This is a genomic window from Aquimonas voraii (assembly GCF_900101825.1).
Classification (GTDB): domain Bacteria; phylum Pseudomonadota; class Gammaproteobacteria; order Xanthomonadales; family Xanthomonadaceae; genus Aquimonas; species Aquimonas voraii.
On record NZ_FNAG01000001.1, the window covers coordinates 1052745 to 1070527 of the forward strand.

At 67.9% G+C, this 17783-nt stretch carries 15 protein-coding genes; 6 read left to right on the forward strand and 9 right to left on the reverse strand.

Annotated elements, in window-relative coordinates; translation table 11 throughout:
• The first annotated feature begins 110 nt into the window (after positions 1 to 110).
• Positions 111 to 1118 (forward strand): polyprenyl synthetase family protein, encoded by a 1008-nt coding sequence (locus BLP83_RS04520; protein WP_176763999.1) that lies wholly within the window; start codon positions 111 to 113, stop codon positions 1116 to 1118.
• 82 nt (positions 1119 to 1200) lie between these two features.
• On the opposite strand, the gene BLP83_RS04525 is transcribed toward BLP83_RS04520, so the two are convergent.
• From BLP83_RS04525 to BLP83_RS04535, 3 genes are all read right to left on the reverse strand, one after another.
• On the reverse strand, positions 1201 to 1971 hold the full coding sequence (locus BLP83_RS04525) for a dienelactone hydrolase family protein (RefSeq protein WP_245679948.1): 771 nt from the start codon (positions 1969 to 1971) through the stop codon (positions 1201 to 1203).
• A 75-nt stretch (positions 1972 to 2046) separates the two neighbouring features.
• Positions 2047 to 2430 (reverse strand): STAS domain-containing protein, encoded by a 384-nt coding sequence (locus BLP83_RS04530; RefSeq protein ID WP_091239301.1) that lies wholly within the window; start codon positions 2428 to 2430, stop codon positions 2047 to 2049.
• Positions 2427 to 4871, reverse strand: coding sequence for a SpoIIE family protein phosphatase (locus tag BLP83_RS04535; RefSeq protein ID WP_091239302.1), 2445 nt, complete (start codon positions 4869 to 4871; stop codon positions 2427 to 2429). The genes BLP83_RS04530 and BLP83_RS04535 overlap by 4 nt, the downstream gene beginning before the upstream one ends.
• A 109-nt stretch (positions 4872 to 4980) precedes the next feature.
• On the opposite strand from BLP83_RS04535, the gene motA reads away from it, so the two are divergent.
• On the forward strand, positions 4981 to 5844 hold the full coding sequence (gene motA / locus BLP83_RS04540; protein WP_091239304.1) for a flagellar motor stator protein MotA: 864 nt from the start codon (positions 4981 to 4983) through the stop codon (positions 5842 to 5844).
• Positions 5845 to 5889: 45 nt separating this feature from the next.
• The gene (gene motB / locus BLP83_RS04545; RefSeq protein ID WP_176763928.1) at positions 5890 to 6948 is read left to right on the forward strand and encodes a flagellar motor protein MotB; all 1059 of its coding nucleotides are present in this window, start codon (positions 5890 to 5892) and stop codon (positions 6946 to 6948) included.
• Positions 6949 to 6974: 26 nt separating this feature from the next.
• Here the strand turns inward: motB and BLP83_RS04550 are convergent, their stop codons facing one another.
• The 6 genes from BLP83_RS04550 to rpsO all read right to left on the reverse strand — a co-directional run bounded on the left by BLP83_RS04550 (position 6975) and on the right by rpsO (position 13755).
• Positions 6975 to 7733, reverse strand: coding sequence for a queuosine precursor transporter (locus tag BLP83_RS04550; protein ID WP_091239306.1), 759 nt, complete (start codon positions 7731 to 7733; stop codon positions 6975 to 6977).
• A complete protein-coding gene (locus BLP83_RS04555; RefSeq protein WP_091239308.1) occupies positions 7730 to 8461 on the reverse strand; it encodes a DUF502 domain-containing protein in 732 nt (243 codons plus the stop codon). Before BLP83_RS04555 ends, BLP83_RS04550 begins: the two co-directional genes overlap by 4 nt.
• Before the next feature lie 22 nt (positions 8462 to 8483).
• Positions 8484 to 10661: a bifunctional serine/threonine-protein kinase/formylglycine-generating enzyme family protein gene (locus tag BLP83_RS04560; protein ID WP_218121187.1), complete on the reverse strand. Its 2178-nt coding sequence runs from the start codon at positions 10659 to 10661 to the stop codon at positions 8484 to 8486.
• A 77-nt stretch (positions 10662 to 10738) separates the two neighbouring features.
• Entirely contained in the window at positions 10739 to 11197 is a 459-nt protein-coding gene (locus tag BLP83_RS04565) for a DUF4442 domain-containing protein (RefSeq protein ID WP_091239309.1), read from the reverse strand.
• Between the two features lie 173 nt (positions 11198 to 11370).
• Positions 11371 to 13473 (reverse strand): polyribonucleotide nucleotidyltransferase, encoded by a 2103-nt coding sequence (gene pnp, locus BLP83_RS04570; protein WP_091239311.1) that lies wholly within the window; start codon positions 13471 to 13473, stop codon positions 11371 to 11373.
• Positions 13474 to 13494: 21 nt separating this feature from the next.
• Positions 13495 to 13755, reverse strand: a complete 261-nt coding sequence (rpsO, locus tag BLP83_RS04575; RefSeq protein WP_091239312.1) for a 30S ribosomal protein S15 — start codon at positions 13753 to 13755, stop codon at positions 13495 to 13497.
• 393 nt (positions 13756 to 14148) lie between these two features.
• Here rpsO and BLP83_RS04580 point away from each other — a divergent pair, with 393 nt between their 5' ends.
• Genes BLP83_RS04580 through BLP83_RS04590 form a run of 3 tightly spaced genes read left to right on the forward strand, consistent with a single transcriptional unit; the run spans position 14149 to position 17602 of the window.
• Positions 14149 to 15639, forward strand: coding sequence for an efflux RND transporter periplasmic adaptor subunit (locus BLP83_RS04580; protein WP_091239314.1), 1491 nt, complete (start codon positions 14149 to 14151; stop codon positions 15637 to 15639).
• Positions 15636 to 16328 carry an ABC transporter ATP-binding protein gene (locus BLP83_RS04585; protein ID WP_091239316.1) on the forward strand — a complete coding sequence of 231 codons (693 nt, stop codon included), beginning with the start codon at positions 15636 to 15638 and terminating at the stop codon, positions 16326 to 16328. The genes BLP83_RS04580 and BLP83_RS04585 overlap by 4 nt, the downstream gene beginning before the upstream one ends.
• On the forward strand, positions 16325 to 17602 hold the full coding sequence (locus tag BLP83_RS04590; RefSeq protein ID WP_245679949.1) for an ABC transporter permease: 1278 nt from the start codon (positions 16325 to 16327) through the stop codon (positions 17600 to 17602). The genes BLP83_RS04585 and BLP83_RS04590 overlap by 4 nt, the downstream gene beginning before the upstream one ends.
• Positions 17603 to 17783 lie beyond the last annotated feature (181 nt).

Sequence of the window (17783 nt, forward strand, 5' to 3'; positions counted from 1 at the left end):
AGGCTTCGGCGACGGGCCGCCAGCCCAGCGCCGGGTCTTCGCGCCGGAGGGTAGGAAAAGCGCCCGCAATCGCATCGGCCTCGCGCACCCCCTCGCTATAATCGCGCCCCATGAACGCCGCCGTCCTGACTGAGAGCCCCCGCCCCGCCCTGCGCCTGCCCGAGATCCAGCAGCTGGTGGCGGCCGACATGGAAGCGGTCAACCGCCTGATCCGCCAGCGCCTGTCTTCCGACGTGGTGCTGATCAACCAGATCTCAGAGCACATCATTGCCGCCGGCGGCAAGCGTCTGCGACCGATGCTGGTGCTGCTGGCCGCGCGCGCCCTGGGCTATGCGGGCTCGGACCATCTGCAGATGGCGGCGATCATCGAGTTCATCCACACCTCGACCCTGCTGCACGACGACGTGGTGGACGAGTCCGACCTGCGGCGCGGCCGCAAGACCGCCAACGCGCTGTGGGGCAATGCGGCCAGCGTGCTGGTCGGCGATTTCCTCTACTCGCGCAGCTTCCAGTTGATGGTCGAGCTCGATCGCATGCCGGTCATGCGCATCCTCGCCAACACCACCAATGCCATCGCCGAAGGCGAGGTGCTGCAGCTGCTGCATGTCCACAATCCGGACACTGACGAAGCCGCCTACCTGCGCGTCATCGAGCGCAAGACCGCCGTGCTGTTCGCAGCCGCCACGCGGCTCGGCGCCCTGCTGGCCGGCGCTTCTGAAGACCAGCAGACCGCAATGGAGCGCTTCGGGCTGGCGCTCGGCTATGCCTTCCAGATCGCCGACGACGTGCTCGACTACACGGCGGACGCCAGCACGCTCGGCAAGAACCTCGGCGACGACCTCGCCGAAGGCAAGGCGACCCTGCCCCTGATCCATGCCCTGACCCGCGTCGACGCCGACTGCCGTGCGCGCATGGCGCGGGCGATTGAACACGGCGATACCGAAGCCCTGCCCGAGATCGTCGCCGCGATCCGCGCCAGCGGCAGCCTTGACTACAGCCAGCGCGTCGCTCGGCGGTATGCCGACGAGGCGATCGAAGCGCTCGACGGCTTGCCGGAAAGCCCGCAACTCGCGGCCCTGCGTGGGCTGGCGCTGTACTCGGTGGAGCGGGAGTACTGAAGGGCCGGGAATAGAGAAACGGGAATCGAGAATCGTGGAAGCATGCTTCGATTCCCGATTCCCGATTCCCGATTCCCGGCTCTCAAAACACCTCGGCGAAGAAGTCGTCCATCATCCGGTAGGCGCGTTTGGCGCTGCGCTCGTGGTACTGGCAGCCGGGCGAATTGGCGTCCGCCTCGGCGAAGCAGTGCACGGCATCAGCGAAGTTGACGAACTGCCAGTCGGCGCCGGCTTCGGTCATTTCCTTCTGCAGGCCGGCGATCTCCTCGGCACTGACATAGGTGTCGGCGGCGCCGTTCAGCACCAGCACGCTGGCCTGCACTTCACCGGCCTTGGCCGGCAACGATGTGCCGAGGCTGCCGTGGAAGCTGACCACGCCGGCGATGTCCTCGCGGCCGCTGCGGGCCAGCTCCAGCACCGTGGCGCCGCCGAAGCAGAAGCCGATCGCACCGATCTTGCCCTCGGCGAAAGTGCTGGCCTCGGGCTGGGCCTTGAGCTGGTCGACCGCTGCGCCGGCGCGGGCGCGCAGCAGCGCGCGATTGTCGTACATGGAGCGCGCCGCCTGACCGGCCTCCTGCGCGTTGGCCGGGCGCAGGTCGGCACCGTAGACGTCGGCCAGCAGCACCGCATAGCCGCGACCGGCGATGGCCTTCGCCTTGTCGAGCGCGGAGTCGGTGACGCCCATCCAGTTCGGCACCATCACCAGGCCGCCGCGCGAAGGCGCCGCATCATCGTGGACGAAGTGCCCACGCATGGGCACGCCCTCGACTTCCCAGCTGAGTTCGCGGGAGACGATCTCGGCCTGCGCGGGCAGGGACAAGGCAAGCACAGTCGCAGCAAGCAGCAGTCGCATGGCGCACTCCGTCATCGTGGGAAACAGCCCACAGTGTAGGAGCCACCGACGTCGCGGCGACGTGTGCGCTGCACCTCAGTCGGCGTCCGGATCGAGGGCGCGCGCCTGGATCCGGTCGAGGTAGCTGTCGAGCTCTTCCACCGAGCGGAATATTTCCCGTACCGGCACCGCCTTGACGATGTCGAACACCTTCTGCACCTGGGGCTGCGGGTTGACCACCAGCACCCTGCCCTCGCGCAGACCGAGCGCCTTGCGCGCCCGGAAGATCGAACGCAGGCCGGCGCTGCTGATGTAGTCCAGGTCCTGCAGGTCGAGCACCAGGTTCTGCAGGTTCGTATCGTCCAGCAGCGGCTGCAGCTCGCGGTCGAGGTCGGCGTGGTTGCTGCCATCCAGCCGCCCGACGATCCACACGTGGGCGCGCGCGGGCTCGGATTTCTGGATGCGGATCTCAAGGCTCATGTCGGGCGTCCGGTTTCACGGGGTTCTGGGGTCGATGGAGCGGCACGCGGCGCGTGGCGGGGCAGCCAGAGGATGAGGCGGTTCAGGCCGTCGCGGCGCTCGTAGTGGGCATCTCGCGCCAGCTCCCGTACCAGCAGCACGCCGAGGCCGCCGATGCCGCGTTCCTCGATCGGGATGTCCACGTCAGGCAGGTTCTGTGCCAGAGGATCGAAGGGCGATCCGTCGTCTTCAAAGCGCAGGCGCACGCGCTCGGGCAAGAGCTCGAAGCCGACGCGGGCGCCGACGCCGAAGGTGCTGTGGCAGCCGTGTGTGAGCGCGTTGCTGACGATCTCCTCGGCGACCAGGCGGACATCGTGCAGGGTTTCGGCATCAAGGCCGCGTCCGGCGAGCTCGGCTTCCAGCTCCAGCAGCAGGTCAGGCAGGGCGGCCACGCCGAGCGAAGGCAGCAGGCCGACCTCGCCACAATGGACTTCGGCATCCAGGGGCCGCTGTAGACACAGCAGGGTCAGGTCATCGGCCGGGCTGGCCTGGCGGTGCTGCTGGACGGCCGCAGTCAAGGCATCGACCAGGCGTTGCGGTGCGATCTCCGGCACGGCGGCCATCACCTCGGCGATGCGCGCCTCGCCGAAAGCTGTGCCCCGCGCGTCCTCGGCCTCGCTGAGGCCGTCGGTGAACATCAGCAGAGCGTCGCCGGGGCGCAGGCGCAGCTGCACCTGCGGATACTCCGCCTCTTCCTCGAAGCCGAGTGCCGGTCCGGTGTCCAGCTCCACCCGCTGGACCCGACCATCGCCAGTGCGCAGCAGCGGCGGGTCGTGGCCGGCACTGGCGAGCACCAGCAGGCCCGAATCGAGGTCCATGCGCCCGATCAGGACGGTGACGAACATGCCGTTCGGATTGTCCTGGGCGAGCACCCGGCCGACGCGCTGCAGAGTCTCGGAAGGTGACTCGCCGCGCCCCGCACCGGGCTCCAGCAGGGTCATGGTGCGCGCCATGAAAAGCGCCGCTGGCACGCCTTTGTCGGACACGTCACCAATGAAGAACGCCACCCTCTCGCTGTCCAGCGGCAGCACGTTGAAGAAATCGCCGCCGACCGCCCGCATCGGCTCCAGCAGGGCGGCCAGCCTGAGCCCGGGCCAGCCCTGCAGGCGACTGCGCGAGGGCAGCATCGCCATCTGGATCTCGCGCGCGGCATCCAGTTCGCCCTCCGCCCGCAGGGCCTCGGCGCGCGCCTCGGCGAGCTCCGCGCGCAAGGCCGATTCCTTCGCGAACTCCTCCTGCAGCTGCTGGTAGCTGTCGCCGAGGCGCTGGCCGAGGCGCAGGAACGCACCTTCCAGCCGCGCGAGCTCGCTCAGATCGCTGCGATGGCGGAAGCGCTCCGGGTGGCTCGACAGCGACAGGCGATCCATGCGGAGGGCAATGTCCTCGAGCGGGCGCAGGAAGCGCAGCACGAATCGCCGGCCGGCCACCAGCGCAAGGCCCGCCATGGCCAGCAGCGACAGCAGCACGACGGTCAGGTCGAGCAGGGTGCGCTCCAGCAGCACTTGCCTCGGCAGCAGCGCGAGCACGCGCCAGCCCAGTCCGGTCGGCTGCTCCAGCAGCAGCACATCACCGTCGGGCAGCCCTGGGATATCGGGGCGCTGGAAGCTCGGCAGGCTGAGCGGCAGATCGCGGCTCAAGCCTTCCGGCGCCGCCTCCAGGGGCTTGAGGCCGAGCCCCGGGCTGGCCCAGGCGACCCGGCCCTCAGGATCGAGGATCACCAGGCCCAGGCCCTCGGAGTGGCTGGCCGCTGCGAAGGCCGCGCTCAGGTCGAGGAGGCGGATGGAGCCTTGCACCACGCCGGCGAAGCCACCGTCGGCGGACTGGATCGGCGCGGAGACCGCGCACAGCGCGTCATCGCCGAAGCCCCGGCCCTGGAATACGCCAGTGACGAGCGACGTGCGCGTCCGCCTGGGCTGCTGGAAGTAGGCCCGATCGGACACGTCCGCGCGGTGCCAGATCGTGCGGTCGATGCCCGTGCGGTTGTCGAAGGAGCCGGCAATGACCAGACCCTCGGCATCGGTTGCGAGCATGGTCAGGAAGCCGGGGAAGGCCTCGCGCGTCCGCCGCAGGCGTTCGACGAGGTCGGACTCGTCGCCGGGCGAGCGGGCGAACTCGGCGGCCAGCTGCTGCACGGCGCTACGGTGGGCGACCAGGAACAGGTCCAGGTCGGCGCTGGCGGCGGTGACTGCGGCACCCAGTGAAGTCTTCGCCTGGTGGAGGCGCACGAGGTAGTCGCCGGCGCCGGCGATGAGGCCAAGCAGCAGCAGGGGCAGCAAGCCGAAGGCAGCCAGCGCGCGGGTCAGGATGCGCTGCAGACTGGCGTGCCGGGGCGAGGCCTCAGGCGCTTCGGCCGAGGCATTGGCCGTCAAATTGTCGTCGCCCTCTGGGAACGGAATCTGCATCGGGGTCCTTGTCGCGCGCCACGGCTGGCTATAGCGCGGTCCAGCGGCTTTGGACGTGCTGCAACCGGCGTGCCCACCCTACCCCGATCCTGGCCTTACGGACTTCCGCATGCTGATCATCGTTGGTGCCATCCTCGTCACTCTCTGCGTGTTTGGCGGCTTCATCCTGGCCGGTGGCCACATCATGACGGTGGTGGAAGCCGCCGCGATCGAGCTCTTCATCATCGGCGGTGGCGCCTTCGGCGCCTTCGTGATCGCCAACTCGATGAAGACCCTGAAGGGCGCGATCGGCGGCACGCTCGCCCTGCTCAAGCCGGCCAAGTTCCAGCGCGCCGACTACATCGATCTGCTCAAGCTGCTGTACGAGATCCTGCAGAAGATCCGCAAGGACGGCCTGATGTCGATCGAGGATCACGTCGAGAATCCGGCGAACAGCGCGATCTTCCAGAAGTACCCGAAGGTGCTGGAAGACCATCACCTGCTTGACTTCACCACCGACTGCCTGCGCCTCATCATCGGCGGCAATCTCGCCCCGCACGAGTTGGAGGGCCTGCTGGAAGTCGAGCTGGAAACCCACCACAAGGAAGCGCATACCCCCAGCCACGCCATCCAGAACGTGGCCGATGGTCTGCCGGCTTTCGGTATCGTCGCCGCCGTGCTTGGCATCGTGAAGGTGATGAGCATCGTCGGCGATGCGCCGCCCGCGGTGATCGGCCAGAAGGTCGCCTCCGCCCTGGTCGGCACCTTCCTTGGCATCCTGTTGGGCTATGGCTATGTCGGCCCGGTGGCGAATGCCCTGGGCGCGCGTGCGGACGAGGACAGCAAGCCTTTCGAAATCGTCAAGATGGCGTTGATCGCCTACCTGCGCGGCTATCCGCCGCAGGTCGCCATCGAGTTCGCGCGCAAGCTGCTCTTCAGCGACGTGCGACCGAGCTTCCAGGATCTCGAAGCCGAACTGAAGGCCGCCAAGTGAGGCCTGCCGCGATGCATACGGCATCCATCCTGCGGGAGCCTGTCCATGGCTGACGCCCAGCAGCCGATCATCATCAAGCGCGTCAAGAAGGTCGCGGGCGGCCACCACGGTGGTGCCTGGAAGGTGGCTTACGCCGATTTCGTGACCGCGATGATGGCCTTCTTTCTGGTCATGTGGCTGGTGGTGTCCCTGCCGGAAGAGAAGCTCTCGGGCATCTCCGAATACTTCAAGAACCCCAGCGTGCTGCGCGGCACCTCGCAGGCACCGCCACCGGCGGCGATGGGCGCCGGCGGTTCCGGCACCAACCCGGTCAGGGTCGGCCCTTCCAACATCTCGCCGACCATGGACGGCGAAGGCCCCAAGATCGGCGAGGTCGAGGAGGTGCCCGATGCCGAGGAGGCCAAGCGCCTCGCCGAAGAGCAGGAGAAGCGCGAACTGCAGTCCCTGAAGGAGGAGCTCGAGGCCGCGATCGAGAAGAGTCAGGCCCTGCAGCCCTTCAAGGATCAGCTGTTGCTCGACATCACGCCGGAGGGGCTACGCATCCAGATCGTCGACGAGCAGAACCGGCCGATGTTCGACAGCGGCAGTGCGACGCTCAAGGACTACACGCGCGAGATCCTGAAGGAGCTCACGCCTTACATCGACAGCGTGGACAAGCGGATCAGTCTTTCAGGCCACACCGACACCACGCCCTATGCCAGCCGCAACGGCTACTCGAACTGGGAGTTGTCGGCAGATCGCGCCAACGCGGCGCGGCGCGAACTGGTGCGCGCCGGGCTTCCGGAAGACAAGGTGTCACGCGTGGTCGGCCTTTCCTCATCGGTGCTGTTCGACAAGGACCAGCCGACCAATCCGATCAACCGGCGCATCAGCATCATCATCATGAACCGCGCTGCCGAAGACGCCGCACGGCGCACCGATGGCTTCGGCGCCGAGAGCGCAGCAGGCGAGGATCTTCCGCCCGCCCTTGACGCAGGCAATGCCGGCGGCGATGCAAGCGGCGATGCCCCAGCGGAAGGTGTGGCCTTGCCGGCCCGCCCCGATCTGGGCGCGGCCGCACGCGCCCTGCAGGAGCAGGGCATCGAAACCCGGCCGCGCAACTGACCGCCCCTGCGCCGCTCGACGCCCGCTCAGGCGCGGGCGGCCTCGGCGCGCAAACGTTCGGTTTCCTCGCTGCCCAGCCAGCGCTTGATCAGCAGGCGCGCGACGTACAGCAGCGGAATCAGCGCCAGCGCCATCGCCACCTTGTAGGCGTAGTTGACCGTGCCCACCGCGAGGAACTGCGCGATCGGCCACTGCTGCGGGCCGATCACGAAGGCGATATAGAGCACGATGAAGCTGTCGAAGAACTGCGACACCAGCGTCGAGCCGGTCGCGCGCAGCCAGATCAGGCGCTCACCCGTCAGGCGGCGGATGCGCTGGAACACCGCCACGTCGATCAACTGGCCGATCAGAAACGCCGTGACCGAGCCGCCGATGGTCCACAGGCCCTGGCCAAAGATCGCCGCGAATGCCGCCTGCAGATCAGGCACACCCTGCCCTGCCCCCGCCGCGCGCCACCAGCCGGCCGGCGCCAGCGCGATGGCCGCATAGGCGAACAGGAAGGCGTAGAGGATCAGCCCCACCGTCAGCCAGGACACGAAGCGCACGCCGCGCGGGCCGAAGTACTCGTTGATGACATCGGTCATCACGAACACCACCGGCCACAGCAGCACGCCGGCGGTGAAGCTCAACGAGCCGCTCTGGCCGAACAGGTTCCAGTTGAAGGGGGCGAGGCCCAAGGTGTCCTCCAACGCGAAGATCTTGACGCCGATGAGCTCGGCCAGGATCGCGTTGGCGACGAAGAAGCCGGCGAGGACGACGAACAGACGCTGGCTGCGCGGGCTCATGGCTTGGACGTCTCCACCGGCTGACGGTCGAACGGGATCTCTTCGGGGCTGACGGCACCGCCGGAAATGATGAAGGCCATCGCCTGGTCGACCGTCCATTCGGTCGGTGTCAGGTACTCAACCGGCACGATTTCGAGGTAACCCGAAGTGGGGTTGGGCGTGGTAGGCACGTACACGGCCGCCAATTCGCGGCCGGTGCCTTCCTCCCGGATCACCCTTGTCACAAAGCCGATCACCTTCATCTGCCGGTGCGGGAAATCGATCAGCACCACGCGTTGCGCCCCCTCGGGCTTGGTCTGCAGCACCGACAGCAGCTTCTTGGTGCCGCCGTAGATCGCCTTGACCAAGGGGATGCGATCGATCAGGGCGTCAAGTGCGGTCAGCAGGCGCTTGCCGACGACGCGATTGGCCAGCCAGCCCAAGCCGTACAGGCTGAGCAGAGTCAGCACCACCGCGAGGCTGAAGCGCAGCGAGCCGATGTCGAATAGACGCTCGACGTTCGGGAATACCCGTGTCATCGCCACCATCAGCGCATCGACGAAGGGCGCGCCGAAGCGCGAGAGCTGGCGCAGCAGAAACTCGAACACCACCCAGGTCAGCCACAGCGGAAACACCGTCAGCAATCCGGTAATCAAATAACGCTGGATGTGCAGGTTGGGACGGCGTGGTGGAGGGCTCTGGATGGGTGCGTCGGGTTCTGCCGACTCAGGTGGCGATGACTTCTGCATTCAATCCATATCCCTTAAGGGTTCAAGGCTCGGCGTCGGGCAATCGGTCGCCGTCGATCTCACGCAACAGGCGCAGGCCGACATCGTCGTAGCCCCGTATGCGCTCACCCTCGGCGACGGCAAGGCGCAGATCCGGGGCGAAGCTCTCGCGCCACGAGCCGCCAGCGATCAGATAGCGCTCGCAGTTGGAGCCACGCGCGCAGTCGGCCAGCCACTCGGCGACGTTGCCGGCCAGGTCGGCGAAGCCCAGCGGATCGGCGCGGAAGCGTCCCGAAGCGTTGGTGTAGCGCACGCTGTCGCGACAGCCGTCGCGCTCGGACAGGTTGGCCTCGGCGCAGCGCCCGGGGCGTTGGCCCGCCTGCGCGGCGTGCCGCCATTCCCCCAGGGTGGGCAGGCGATAGCGCGCGCCGGTACGCGCACTCAGCCACTCGGCGTAGGCGCGGGCGTCGGCCTGGCTGACGCAGACCACGGGCTCCTCCTCGCTCTGTTCGAAGCCGGGATCGCGCCAGCGCCGACGAAAAGGCGACGGGATCAGGCTGTCCCGGCGCCGACAGGGCGCAGCCTCGCGGCGGGTTGCTGCTGCGAAACGGGCGTACTCGGCGCGGGTGAGCTCGCGCTGCATCAGCGCGAAGGGCCGTTCGACGCGTGAACCCTCGAGCCGCGCTGGCACCAGCAGCAGCGGCGGCCCGCCGGCATCGGCAAGGCGCATGCCCGCGGCAGGCAGGCCGGCGATTCGATCCGCCAGAGCCTCCAGCTCGGGGCCCGTGCCGCCCAGCTCACGCCAGCGTCGCAGCAGGGCCTCGGCGCCCTGGCGATCGAGCACCTCAAGGTTTGCCTCGATGCGTTCGCGCATCAGCGCGCCCAGGGCGCCGGCGAAGCGCTGCCAGCCCGGCCGGGCATGCAGACGCGCGCTGTCGGCCAGCAGGCGAGCCTCCTCGACGCGCTGCAGCGCTTCATCGTCGCGCCCCGCGCTCAAGGCCGCGACCGCGCGCTGGGACAGGCCATCGAACACCGCATCGAGGCCCAGCAGGGCGTCCTCGCGCGCCGGATCGGCTTGCAGAACGGACAGATAGCTCTCGGCGGCGTTGGCACCTGCCGGCGTGACCAGATCGCCGCGCGCCAGCTGCAGCGCGGCCTCATCGAGTCGACGCTGGATTGCCGCCATGGCGTTTGCGTCCAGTGCAGCCGCCGCAGTGCCCGCGGGATCGACTGCGGTCGCTGGCGCCGCGCCGCGCCGCGACTCCAAAGCCACGACCAGCAGCAGGCTGAGACACAGGCCCGCCAGCAACAGGACCGGCGGCGACCGCAGCGGCTGGGCCCGCGCCTGCAGCCAGATCCGGCGCAGGTTGAAGCCCGACAGCGTGCGCGCGGCAAGCGCATCCAGGGCGCGCTGCATGGCGTGCGCGTTGCGGAAGCGCCGGCGCGGATCCTTGGCCATGGCCTGGTCGATGAAGCCCTGCCAATGGGCCAGCCCCTGCGGCAGCCTCGGCACAGGGCTTTGTGCGTGCATCAGGGCGAGGGTCAGCGGATCGCTGGCGCGGAAGGGCAGCTCGCCGGTCAGCAATTCATAGGTCAGCACGCCGAGGCTGTAGAGATCGGCGCGGCCGTCGACGTCTTCGCCGCGCGACTGCTCTGGACTCATGTAGCCGCCAGAGCCCATGGCCAGTCCATCGCTCGTGATCCGCGCATTGACGCTGCGCCGCGACAGCGCGATCCCGAAATCGGCCAGCTGCGGCCGTCCGCCGCTGTCGAACAGCACGTTCTCGGGTTTGACGTCGCGATGCACGATCCCGCGCGCATGCGCGTAACCCAGCGCATCGAGCAGGGCCGTCAGCACATCGATCACCTGGTCTTCGTCGGCGCTGAGGTCGCGCTGCGCCAAGTCACCCCGGGCGAGATACGGCATGACGTAGTAGGGCCGTCCATCCACCGTGCGACCGACCTCGTGGATGCCGACGATGCTGGGATGTTCCAGCCTCGCGATGATCCGCGCCTCGCGCTCGAAGCGCTCGGCGCGCTCGGCATCGACGCTGGCCTCCTGCGCCATCACCTTGATTGCCACCTCGCGATCCAGCGAGAGCTGTACCGCCAGATAGACCAAGGCCATGCCACCGCGGCCCAAGGGGCGCAGCAGGCGGTAGCCGGGAATCTGCGGCAGGCCATCCAGCACGGAGGTCGAGGCGGCGGGGTCGGAACTCATGAAGCCTGGTTCGCCAACGGCAAGCGGGCCCGCGAGCATAGGCGAGGCTTGGCCGGAGGGCGAGCTTCGCTACGGTTTCAGCCGCTCTCGCGCTTGCGGCGGATGTAGAGCTGCTTGCGCACGCGCGCCACAGTGTCGCCGGCTTCGTCCACCACGTCGGTCTCGAACCAGTGCAGCACCTTGCGCTCATGGCGCGCTTGTTCGCGCAGGCGGTGCACCAGATCCGGCTCCAGGTGGAACTCCGCGCTCACCCGGCCGCGGCCGGGTTTGACAAATTCGATCTCGCCCGCCTTGTCCCAGACGATGAACTCGTGCCCCAGCGACTCCATGGCAAGCAGCATCCAGAACGGATCCGTCATCGCGAACAGGCTGCCGCCAAAATGCGTGCGCACATAGTTGCGGTTGTACCAGCGCAGATCCATGCGCACCCGCGCACGACTCCAGTCGGGGGCGATGTGCTCGACGCGGATGCCGGCGAACAGGAAGGGGGGCCAGAGGTTGAAGATCCAGCGCAGGCGGCGCGGCGTGATGCGCATCGACGGCTTCCGTACGGTGAGGTGAGGGCGCGCAGTTGTAGCGGATGCCCTCGGTGCGCGACCGTGCCGAAGGCCGCGCATCGCAAAAGCACCCGCGGCGATGACATCGCGCAAACAGAAAGGGCGGGCCCTGCGGCCCGCCCTTTCCATTTGGCAGCCGGGATCCCGGGGGATCAGCCGGCGGCTTCGTCTTCCAGCACGGCCTTCATCGACAGGCGGATGCGGCCCTGCTTGTCGACCTCAAGCACCTTGACCTTGACGATGTCGCCTTCCTTCAGCTTGTCGGACACCTTCTCGACGCGCTCGGAGGAGATCTGCGAGACATGCACCAGACCATCCTTGCCGGGGGCGATGGTGACGAACGCGCCGAAGTCCATCAGCTTGGCGACCTTGCCCTCGTAGATCCGGCCCGGCTCGACGTCGGACGTGATCTGCTCGATGCGCGCCTTGGCGGCCTGCGCCTGGGCGGCGTTGACCGAGGCGATCACGATGGTGCCGTCATCCTGGATGTCGATCTGGGTGCCGGTTTCCTTGGTGATGCCCTGGATGGTGGCGCCACCCTTGCCAATGACCTCGCGGATCTTGTCCGGGTGGATCTTGATGGTCAGCAGGCGCGGGGCGTACTCGCTCATCTCGGCGCGCGGCGCGTTGATGACCTTGTTCATCTCGCCGAGGATGTGCAGTCGACCGGCCTTGGCCTGGTCGAGCGCGATCTTCATGATCTCCTCGGTGATGCCCTCGATCTTGATGTCCATCTGCAGGGCGGAGATGCCGTTCTCGGTGCCGGCGACCTTGAAGTCCATGTCGCCCAGGTGATCTTCGTCACCGAGGATGTCGGACAGCACAGCGAAGGCGTTGCCTTCCTTGATCAGGCCCATGGCGATACCCGCCACCGGCGCCTTGATCGGCACGCCCGCGTCCATCAGGGCCAGCGAGGAACCGCAGACCGAGGCCATCGAGGACGAGCCGTTCGACTCGGTGATCTCGGACACGCAGCGGATGGTGTACGGGAACTCTTCCATCGACGGCATCACCGCCAGCACGCCGCGCTTCGCCAGACGGCCATGGCCGATCTCGCGACGCTTCGGCCCCATCATCGGACGGGTCTCGCCGGTGCAGTAGGGCGGGAAGTTGTAGTGGAACAGGAAGTGTTCCTTGTACTCGCCCGACACCGCATCAATGATCTGGCCGTCGCGCGCGGTGCCCAGGGTGGCCACCACGATCGACTGCGTCTCACCGCGGGTGAACAGGGCCGAACCATGGGTGCGCGGCAGCACGCCGGTACGCACCGAAATCGGGCGCACGGTGGTGAGATCGCGGCCGTCGACACGGCTCTTGGTCGCCAGCACCATGGCGCGCATGGTGTGGTACTCGAGGTCGCCGAATTCGGCGGCGAACTGCTTGGCCGTCCAGCCATTGGCCTCGAACTGCGGCTCCAGCGCAGCCAGCACGTCCTTGCGCAGGGCGCTGATGGCTTCGCGGCGCTCGGCCTTGGCCTGGATCCGGTAGGCCTTCTCCAGGCGATCGCCCACCGCCGCCTTGATGGCGTCGATGAAGGCAGTCGCCGGCTCCGGCGCCGTCCACGGGAAGGCGCTGACGCCGACTTCGGCGACCAGCTCGTTGATCGCATTGATCACCGTCTGCAGCTGCTGGTGGCCGAACATCACCGCGCCCAGCATGACTTCCTCAGAGAGCAGCTTGGCCTCGGACTCGACCATCAGCACTGCGTCCTTGGTGCCGGCGACGACCAGCTCCAGGTCGGAGGTGGCGAGTTCGCTGGCGGTCGGGTTCAGCAGATACTGGCCGTTCTTGTAGCCGACCTTGGCCGCGCCGATCGGGCCCTTGAAGGGCACGCCGGTGAGGCACAGGGCGGCGGAGGCACCGATCATGGCCGGTATGTCGCCGTCCACTTCCGGGTTCATGGACATCACCGTGGCGATGACCTGGACCTCATGACGGAAGGTTTCCGGGAACAGCGGGCGGATCGGACGATCGATCAGGCGCGAGGTCAGCGTTTCCTTTTCGGTCAGGCGGCCTTCGCGCTTGAAGAAGCCGCCCGGGATGCGGCCGCCGGCGTAGAACTTCTCCTGGTAGTCGACCGTGAGCGGGAAGAAGTCGATGCCGTCGCGCAGGCCCTTGTTGGCAACTGCCGTGACCAGCACGACGGTGTCGGCCATCTTGACGAGGACCGCACCGCCGGCCTGGCGGGCGATTTCACCCGTCTCCAGCGTGACCTGGTGGTTTCCGTACTGAAAGGTCTTGGTTACTTTCGCCACGTTTGACGTCCCCTTATGGGCTTAGCGACGGATGCCGAGGCGCTCGATGAGCGTCTTGTAGCGATCGCCATCCTTGCCCTTGAGATAGCTCAGGAGACGACGGCGCTGGTTGACCAGGCGGATCAGGCCGCGACGGCCGTGGTGGTCGAGCTTGTGGATCTTGAAGTGCTCGGTCAGCTGCTCGATGCGAGCCGACAGCAGGGCCACCTGCACTTCCGGGGAGCCGGTGTCGCCGGGGCCGCGCTTGAAATCTTCGATGATCTTCTGGGTGTCGATGGACATGTGAACCTCTTGGATGCGGGAACCGCAGGAACTCCGGACTGCGTGCGATGAAACACGCTCGGAGCACCGCGAGAACCGCCGTGGTGGGGGTGTGGGTTTGCCGCCTCGAAGGCTGGGGGCAGGAAGCGCGCCAGCCCAAGGGGCGCGCAAGTGTAGTCCACGCGGGGGTTTGCCCACAACCGCGAGGCGATGTACCGGCCTGTTCCTCGACGCTTCTCGCGGCGATCGATCGCGGCGGACCCTGCCGCGCATGACCATCGGGCATCGCCGAAACGCAGCACAGCGCACATCCTGCAACAGCTATCGTGTGGGGTCAGTCGGCAGGCGACGGATTTCCGTCGCCGCCGCGTTGCAGATCCTTCACTGCCATCCCTCCTCCGAGTCCCGCACTTCATGAATTCGCGACCCGCTGCCTCACGCCGCTTCCGCCCTGCCCTGTTCCTGTACGCCGCCATCTTCGCCAGCGTCCTTGGTGGCATCTATTACTGGACCAGCCGGAGCGGCGGCACAGCACTCAGCTACAAGACCGTGCCGCTCGCGCGCGGCGATCTGCGCGTGGCGATCTCGGCCACCGGCGCCCTCAAGGCACTGTCGACGGTCGATATCGGTTCGCAGGTGTCAGGCCAAATCCAGGAAGTGCTGGTCGATTTCAACGACCGCGTCAGCCGCGACCAGATCATCGCCCGGCTCGATCCCGCCAACTACCAGGCCCGGCTGACCCAGACCCGGGCAGCGCTGGCCAGCGCGCGCGCCAGCCTGCAGGAGGCGCTGGCGGCACAGAAGAACGCCGAGGCCGACTTCGCGCGCAAACAGGAGCTGGTCGGCAGGCAGCTGGTCTCGCGCGCCGACCTGGATCTCGCCATCGCCGCGCGCGAGCAGGCAGTGGCGCGGGTGGCCTCCGCCCGCGCGCAGATCGAGCAGGCCGAGGCCAACGTCGCCGATGCCGAGCTCGACCTCGACTACACCGTGATCCGCTCGCCGGTCGATGGCGTCGTGCTGAGCCGCACGGCCGAGCCCGGCCAGACCGTGGCCGCGAGCTTCCAGTCGCCGGTGCTGTTCCAGATTGCTGAAGACTTGAGCCAGATGCAGATCGAGTTGAGCGTCGACGAAAGCGATGTCGGCCAGATCCGCGCGGGCCAGCCCGTCAAGTTCACGGTCGATGCCTTCGCCGGCCGCGACTTCCGCGGCGAAGTCAGACAGGTGCGGCTGGCGGCGGTGAACACCCAGAACGTCATCACCTACCCGGTGATCATCGCTGTCGAGAACCCCGACTTCAGCCTGCTGCCGGGCATGACGGCCAACGCCAGCATCGAGGTCAGCGAGCGCCGCGGTGTACTGCGGGTGCCCAACGCGGCCCTGCGCTACAAACCCGCCGACGCCCCCGCCGAGAACCCGATGGCGCGGATGTTCGGCGGCGGCAATCTCGCCGATGAGCTTGCCCGCATCGCCGATGGGCTGGAACTCAACCCGACCCAGCGCGCAGCCTTCGATGCCGATGCCGCGGCTGCGCGCGAGCGCGCCGAGCGCATGCGCCAGCAGATCCAGCAGCGCATGGCCCAGGGCGGTGCCGGCGGCGCGCCGATGTTCACCATGAGCAGCGGCGGCCCCAGCCAGGCGCAGATCGCGGCGGGGATGACGGCGCGCATCCGCGACGGCTATGCGGGCTTCCTCGCAACCCTGGACGCGGACCAGCGCGAGCGCTTCGATGCGCAGCTGAATGAACTGGCGAACGCGCGCGCGATCACCGTCTACGTGCTGCGCGACGGCAAGCCCGAGCCGGTGCAGACGCGCGCCGGTCTGTCCGACAGCAGCCACACCGAGATCGTCGGCAGCGCGCTGGCCGAAGGCGAGGCCATCATCACCGGCAGCGAGGGCGGCGCATGACGGCAGCCGCGCCCGTCATCCATTGCGAGCACCTGCGCAAGGTCTACGCCGAGGGCACGGCGGCCGAAGTCGTGGCCCTGCGCGGGGTCAGCTTCGACATCGCCCACGGCGAGTTCGTCGCCATCATCGGCCCTTCCGGCTCGGGCAAGTCGACCCTGATGAACCTGATCGGCTGCCTCGATTCGCCCAGCGCCGGCCGCTACCTCTGCGACGGCGTGGACGTCGCCGAACTTGATGCGGCCGGCCGCGCGCGCCTGCGACTCGAGAAGATCGGCTTCGTGTTCCAGGGCTTCCACCTGCTGAGCCGGATGTCGGCGCTGGACAACGTGATGCTGCCGCTGACCTATGCCGGCGTACCGCCGCAGGAGCGCCGCCAACGGGCCCAGCAGGCCTTGGCCGAGGTCGGCCTGGGTGAGCGCGGCAAGCACCGCCCCAGTGAACTCTCGGGCGGCCAGCAGCAGCGCGTGGCGATCGCCCGCGCGCTGATCAACCGGGCGCCCATCCTGCTGGCCGACGAGCCCACCGGCGCGCTGGACTCGCGCACGGGCGAGGAGATCCTGAAGCTGTTCCAGAACCTGCAGGCGCAGGGCCATACCATCGTGCTGATCACCCACGATCCCGACGTGGCGGCGCGTGCCGATCGCGTGCTATCGATGCACGATGGCGAACTGAAGGAGCTGCCGCGATGAGCCCGAACCCACCCCAGGCTTTCGTGCCGCCCGGTCGCGTGCGCTTTCGCGACATCCTCTACATGGCCCTGTTCGCGCTGCGCGGCAACTGGCTGCGCAGCACCCTGACCGCGCTCGGCGTGATCATCGGCATCGCCGCCGTCATCGTGATGGTGTCGGTTGGCCAAGGCACCCAGGCGCAGCTGGATCAGACCATTTCCCGACTGGGCTCGAACCGGATCGACGTGATGCCCAACTGGGGACGCCAGGGGGCCGTCCGCATGGGCGCGGGGAGCATCTTCTCGCTGACCATGGACGACGTCGAAGCCATCCGCGAGCGCATTCCCGAAGCGCGCTTCGTCAGCGCCACGGTGCGCGGCAGTGCGCAGGTGATCCAGGCCGAGCAGAACTGGAGCACCCAGTGGCAGGGCGTGCAGCCGGACTTCTTCCGCATCCTCGACTGGACCCTGGCCGCCGGCGACGAGACGGAGCTGGCGAGCTTCGACGGCACCGACACCGTGGTGGTGCTCGGCCAGACCGTGCGCGAGAAGCTGTTCGGCGAGGACGATCCGATCGGCGCCACCATCCGCATCGGCCGCGTGCCCTTCACCGTGGTGGGCGTGGCGAATCCGAAGGGTCAGAGCGGCTGGGGCGGAGATCAGGACGACACGGTCTTCGTGCCGCTCGACACCGCGCGCCGTCGTCTGATGGGCCAGATGCAGCTGCCGCCCGGCACGGTGCAAGGCATCGTCGTGGGCACCGCCTCGTCCAAGGACATGGCCAAGGTTGAGGCCGATCTCAACGCGGTGCTCAAGGAAACCCACAAGATCCCGCCCGGCGGCGACGACGACTTCATCGTCCGCAACCTGACCCAGCTGGTGAGCGCGCGCAACGAAACCACCCGGCTCATGTCCATGCTGCTCGGCGCGGTGGCAGGTATCTCGCTGGTGGTCGGCGGCATCGGCATCATGAACATCATGCTGGTCTCGGTCACCGAACGCATCCGCGAGATCGGCCTGCGCATGGCGGTCGGAGCCGGCCCGAAGGAGATCCAGCGCCAGTTCCTCGCCGAGGCCATGATGATCTCGCTTGGCGGCGGCATCATCGGCATCGCCATCGGCATCGCCGGCGCCCTGCTGGCTGGACGCATCGGCGCCCTGCCCGTCGAACTCAGCTTCGAAGTGATCGCCCTTGCCACCGGCTTCGCCGTCGCCACCGGGCTGTTCTTCGGCTACTACCCGGCGCGCAAGGCCGCTCAGCTGGATCCGATCGAGGCGCTGCGGCATCAGGGCTGAGTGCCGGGATTCGGGATTCGGGATTCGGGATTCGGGATTCGGGGAGAGCGTACGCACGCTTGGGGGCTGTTGGCCGTGCGAAGACACCTGCCCATGCCCCTCGCGAAGCGGCCGCTCATCCCCGCCGGAGCGGGAATGACCGGCTTGCGAACAGCTGCCCTTAGCAGCTTGTTGAAGAACT